Source organism: Acidovorax sp. HMWF029, from assembly GCF_003060895.1.
Lineage (GTDB): Bacteria > Pseudomonadota > Gammaproteobacteria > Burkholderiales > Burkholderiaceae_C > Acidovorax.
The window spans coordinates 1-5,158 of sequence record NZ_QAIH01000173.1 but is presented as its reverse complement, the minus strand read 5'-3'; the positions used below and the strand labels follow the sequence as shown (position 1 = coordinate 5,158).

General features: G+C 67.0%; 5 protein-coding genes. 2 read left to right on the top strand and 3 right to left on the bottom strand.

Annotated elements, in window-relative coordinates:
• Positions 1 to 185 precede the first annotated feature (185 nt).
• Positions 186 to 1,142 (bottom strand): LysR substrate-binding domain-containing protein, encoded by a 957-nt coding sequence (locus tag DBR12_RS12125; protein WP_108617475.1) that lies wholly within the window; start codon positions 1,140 to 1,142, stop codon positions 186 to 188.
• A 25-nt stretch (positions 1,143 to 1,167) separates the two neighbouring features.
• Complete coding sequence (gene apbC / locus DBR12_RS12120) at positions 1,168 to 2,259, bottom strand: iron-sulfur cluster carrier protein ApbC (RefSeq protein ID WP_108617474.1); 1,092 nt, start codon at positions 2,257 to 2,259, stop codon at positions 1,168 to 1,170.
• Positions 2,260 to 2,401: 142 nt separating this feature from the next.
• Between apbC and DBR12_RS12115 the strand changes: the two genes are divergently transcribed.
• The gene (locus tag DBR12_RS12115; protein ID WP_108617476.1) at positions 2,402 to 2,971 is read left to right on the top strand and encodes a restriction endonuclease; all 570 of its coding nucleotides are present in this window, start codon (positions 2,402 to 2,404) and stop codon (positions 2,969 to 2,971) included.
• 97 nt (positions 2,972 to 3,068) lie between these two features.
• On the top strand, positions 3,069 to 4,346 hold the full coding sequence (locus tag DBR12_RS12110; RefSeq protein WP_108617473.1) for a patatin-like phospholipase family protein: 1,278 nt from the start codon (positions 3,069 to 3,071) through the stop codon (positions 4,344 to 4,346).
• Positions 4,347 to 4,365: 19 nt separating this feature from the next.
• Here the strand turns inward: DBR12_RS12110 and DBR12_RS12105 are convergent.
• Positions 4,366 to 5,158: SMP-30/gluconolactonase/LRE family protein (locus DBR12_RS12105; protein ID WP_108617472.1), on the bottom strand; the 793-nt coding region annotated here is incomplete at its 5' end.

Here is a 5,158-nt window from a genome sequence, read left to right as displayed (position 1 = left end):
GACCGGGGGCGTGGGGGCGTTGTTTTGTATGAAGGCGCCTGCATAGGCCAGACGCGCCGCCGCAGTGTCGGCCAGGGGTGCATGCGGCGTCAAATTGCCGATGCACATGGGTCGATCACAAAAACAAATGAAACGACCTGAATTGCACAGGCCTGCGAATCACCCACCGCTGCGGGCGGCCTGGGTCAGTGGGCCGCCAGCAACCCGCTGTGCGCCGTGGCGTGCTGCAACCAGTCCGCATCCTGCGCCAGCGCCAAAGCGGCATCCAGCGCACGGGTGGGCTGCACCTGGCGGTGTGACATGAAGCCGATGGGGGTGGTGAGCACCGGGCCGACCAGCGGCAGCGCTTCCAGCCCGTCGTGCCCGCGCACGGCATCGACCAGTGCGCCGGGCAGCACGCTGCAAAGCTCGCCTGCCACCACGCTCAGCGCCAGGGTCAGCACCGAATCCGTTTCCATGGCGGGCAGCACCGTAGCGCCTGCGCTGTGAAAGGCGCCATCAACCAGGCTGCGGTTGTGCATCTCGGGGGTGAGCAGGCACAGCGGCAGGGCTGCCGCATCAGCCCAGGCCATCGGAGGGCCCATCTGCAGCCCGCGCGCGGGGCGCTGGGGCAGACGCGGCGCCCGGCGCAGCAGAAAGTAGTGCTCCACATACTGGGGCCAAGCCCGCAGTTGCCCACCGCGCAGGGGCATGCGCTCGGTGTAGCCCAGCGCCAAGTCCAGAGAAATATTCTCCAGCCCCGCCTCCAGCGCCTGCGAGCTCATCGACAGCACCACCGGCACGATGCCCGGGTGCCGCGCCTGCAGTTGCGCCGCAAACCGCGCAAGAATGGGCATGGCCGTGGGCACGGCGCCCAGGCGCAAGGTGCCGCGCGGGTGGGCGGCGTCGCTGCTCAGGTCCTGCTGCAGCACCTGGTGTTCGTGCAGCATGCGCTGTGCGGTGGCCAGCACCCGCTCGCCCTCGGGCGTGAAGCCCTCAAAACTACGGCCCCGGCGCACCACCACCACGCCAAATTCTTTTTCCAGCGCGCGCAGCGCATTGGAAAGCGCTGGCTGCGTGATGTGGCAAGCCTGCGCCGCCCGCCCAAAGTGCCGGTGCTCGTGCAGCGCCACCAAGTAGCGCAGGGACGCAAGCAGGTTCATGGCGCGGTGCGGCGGCTCGGGAGGGTCAGGTGTTCTTGCTGATCGAGATGGTGGGGAACTTGCTCGAAAAATCCTTGGCCTGCTGGGCGATCTTCACCGCCACATCGCGGGCCACCTTCTTGTAGATGGCAGCGACTTCACCGTCCGGGTCGGCCACCACGGTGGGTTTGCCGCTGTCGGCCTGCAGGCGGATGCTCATGTTCAGCGGCAGCGCACCCAGGTAGTCCATGCCGTAGTCAGCCGCCATCTTCTTGCCGCCGTCGGCGCCAAAGATGTGCTCCACATGGCCGCAGTTGCTGCACACGTGGGCGGCCATGTTCTCGACGATGCCCAGGATGGGCACGCCCACCTTTTCAAACATCTTGATGCCCTTCTTGGCGTCCAGCAGGGCGATGTCCTGCGGGGTGGTGACGATGACGGCGCCGGTCATGGGCACGCGCTGGCTCAACGTGAGCTGGATGTCGCCCGTGCCGGGCGGCATGTCGATGATGAGGTAGTCCAGGTCTTTCCAGTTGGTCTGGCGCAAGAGCTGCTCCAGCGCCTGCGTGGCCATCGGGCCGCGCCAGATCATGGCTTCGTCCTGGTCCACCAGGAAACCGATGGACATGACCTGCACGCCGTAGTTTTCCAGCGGCTCCATGGTCTTGCCGTCTTCGCTCTCGGGGCGGCGGTTGATGCCCAGCATCATGGGCTGGCTGGGGCCGTAGATGTCGGCGTCCAGCACGCCCACGCTGGCGCCTTCGGCAGCCAGGGCCAGGGCCAGATTGGCGGCGGTGGTGCTTTTGCCCACGCCCCCCTTGCCCGAGGCCACGGCAATGATGTTCTTGACCTGGGGCAGCAACTGCACGCCGCGCTGCACGGCATGGGCAATCACCTTGGTGGTGATGTTGACCGATACGTTGTCCACCCCCGCCACGCCCTTGGCGGCCGCCACCAGGCTGCGGCGCAGCTCGGGCACCAGGCTCTTGGCGGGATAGCCCAGCTCCACGTCAAACGCCACGTCGCCACCGGTGATCTGCAGGTTGCGCAGGGCGCGGGTGCTGACGAAATCCTTGGCCGTGTGGGGGTCCAGCACGCTGGAAAGTGCGGCCAAAAGGCCCTGTTCGGTGACTGACATGCAAATAACTCCTCTGGGGCGGGTAGTCTATCCAAGCGCCGTGACCCCGGTGGGTGAAGGACAATGCGCACGCTTTGCGCCCGGCGCCGCCACTATCGGCAACCCTTGCAACCAAAAGAAAAGGACCCCCGTGAAATTCAAGATGGCCGAGAAATCCCTGTTCGCAATGCTGCTGCGCTCGCCATGGTGGATCAGCTTTGTGGTGGTTGGCGTCATCGTCCTGGCCTCCGGTGCGCTGCTGCCCCAGGAATACTTCATCGTGGGTGCGCTGGCCGGTTTCCCCATCTTTGTGGTGGGCTGCATTGCCGCGTGGCGGCAGTTGCGCGCCCCGAGCCCCGCCAAAGTGGCCGAAATGCTGGACGCCGTGGCCAGCATGCCCTGGCGCAGCTTTGCCGACACCCTGACCACGGCCTGGGAGCGCGCAGGCTACACCGTCGAACGCCTGAACGCGGGCGGCACCAACGCCGCCGATATGCGCCTGACCCTGGGCGGCAAGACCACGCTGGTCAGCGCCAAGCGCTGGAAAGCCGCCACCCACGGCGTGGAGCCGCTGCGCGAACTGCAGGCGGCCATGGCGGCGGCCGATGCCTCGGCAGGCGTGTATGTCGCAGCACTGGGGCAGGTGAGCGACAACGCCCGCATCTACGCCCGCGACCACGGCATCGTGGTGCTACAGGGAAGCGCGGTGGCGCAGTTGCTGCTTAAGGGCTGAACACCACGCTACGCGGTTGTGGCCCCATGCGGGTTTTCCCACATGAAAGGCCGTGGGCAGCCCTCCACACTCAGGACATCTGCTTGCACCACCCGCCATGCCTGCTTCCACGCCATATTCTTCAAGCCCCCCCGGCGCAGCGCCCTCCATCCCGGCCACCGGCCTGCTGCTGACCGGCGGCGGCGCCCGCGCTGCCTACCAAGTCGGCGTGCTCGAAGCCATTGCCGACCTGCGCCAGGCCTGCGGCGAGGGCAGCGGCCCCAACCCCTTTCCCATCATCACAGGCACCTCGGCCGGAGCCATCAACGCAGCCGCCCTGGCCTGCGGGGCCGACCACTTTGATCGCGCCGTGCGCCGCATCGCAAGGGTGTGGCGCCAGTTCCATGCCAGCCAGGTGTATGGCGCCGACTCGCTCAGCGTAATGCGCAGCGGCGCCCGCTGGCTCACGCTGGTGTCGCTGGGCTGGGCGCTGGCGCGCTGGCGGCGCATGCGACCCAAGTCGCTGCTGGACAACTCGCCGCTCGAAAAACTGCTGGTCAAAATGGTGCCGCTGGTGCGCCTGCCCCGGCTGATCCGCAAGGGCCACCTCACGGCGCTTGCCGTCACGGCGTCGAGCTACAGCTCGGGCGAACACATCACTTTTTTTGAAACCGCCGCACCCGTCAAGCCCTGGGTGCGCTCGCAGCGCAAGGCGGCCAGCGACCGGATCACGCACGAGCATCTGCTGGCCTCGTCGGCCATTCCGTTCATCTTCCCCGCCAAGGGGATCGAGGTGGACGACCATGTCGAGTATTTTGGCGATGGCTCCATGCGCCAGTCAGCGCCCATTGCACCCGCCATCCACCTGGGGGCCGAGCGCATTCTGGTGATCGGCGCAGGGCGCATGCACGAGCCCAAGGGCGATACGGCCGCCAACCCCACGCCCAACTACCCCACCCTGGCGCAGATCGCGGGGCATGCGCTGTCCAACATCTTTCTGGATGCGCTGGCCGTGGATGTGGAGCGCGTGCAGCGCATCAACCAGACCCTGTCGCTCATCCCCGAAGAAAAGCGTCTGCACAGCGCGCTGCGCCCCATCGAGTTGCTGGTGATTGCCCCCTCCCAGCGCCTGGACGCCGTGGCCGCGCGCCACGTGGGTGACCTGCCAGGCCCCGTGCGTACGATGCTGGGCGCCCTGGGCGTCACGTCCAACATGGCCGATGTGCGCGGCGCCGCGCTGGCCAGCTACCTGCTGTTTGAATCCGGCTACACGCAAGAGCTGATGGCCCTGGGCCGGGCCGACACCCTGGCCATGCGGGCCGAGGTGTGCAAGTTCTTTGGCTGGACGGACACGGGTGCCGAGGTGAAGACCCGGCACCATGGGGAAGCTGCCTGAAGGACTCTGAACTTGGGCCTCAGGGTTTCGGCATCCATCCCAGGCCATGCGCGTGCAGGCTCTGCACATACAGGCGGTCGGCCGTCTCGGTGATCGCGGTGGTCTCTGGGTAGGCACCGCTCGGGTCCTGCAGGTCGGCCACCACCTTGCCATCGTCGGTGAACGCGATCACATGACCGTAGGGCTGGGGGATGGGCCACAGCGCACGCGGCAGGCGCAAGGTCAGGCTGCGCAACCAGGGCTTGCCCGCCATGTTGTCGATGGCCGCCCCGCGCGGCTTGGCAAAACCCAGCCACACCTTGCCGCCCTGCCCACGCATCAGGTTGTCGGGGTAGCCGGGCAGGTTGTCGAGCAGAACGCGGGCCTGAGGGCTGGGCTGGCTGCTGGTGCTGCCATGGAGCTGGCCGATGTCGAGGTCATTCGCGTCCACCGCAATCTTCCACACCCGGTATTTGCCGGTTTCGTTGACGAACAGATGCTTTTCGTCCTGGCTCAGCGCCACGCCGTTGGCAAAGCTGACGCCCCGCGCTACCACCCGGGTACTGCGCGTAGCGGGGTCGTACTCGACCACCCGGCCGGTGCTGGCCTGCTCCAGGATGTCCAGCACGCTGGCCTCAAAGGTGCCACCCCAGTCCTTGGGGGCAAAACGGGTGGAGGCGTCGCTCAGGTACATCTTGCCGTTCTGGGCCACCACCACAGCGTCGGCATAACGGATGGGGTCGCCACCCACCTTGTAGGCCAGCACGGTGACCTTGCCATCGGGCGCGATGGACAGCAGGCCCTTGACCGCATCGGCTGCAATCAGATTGCCC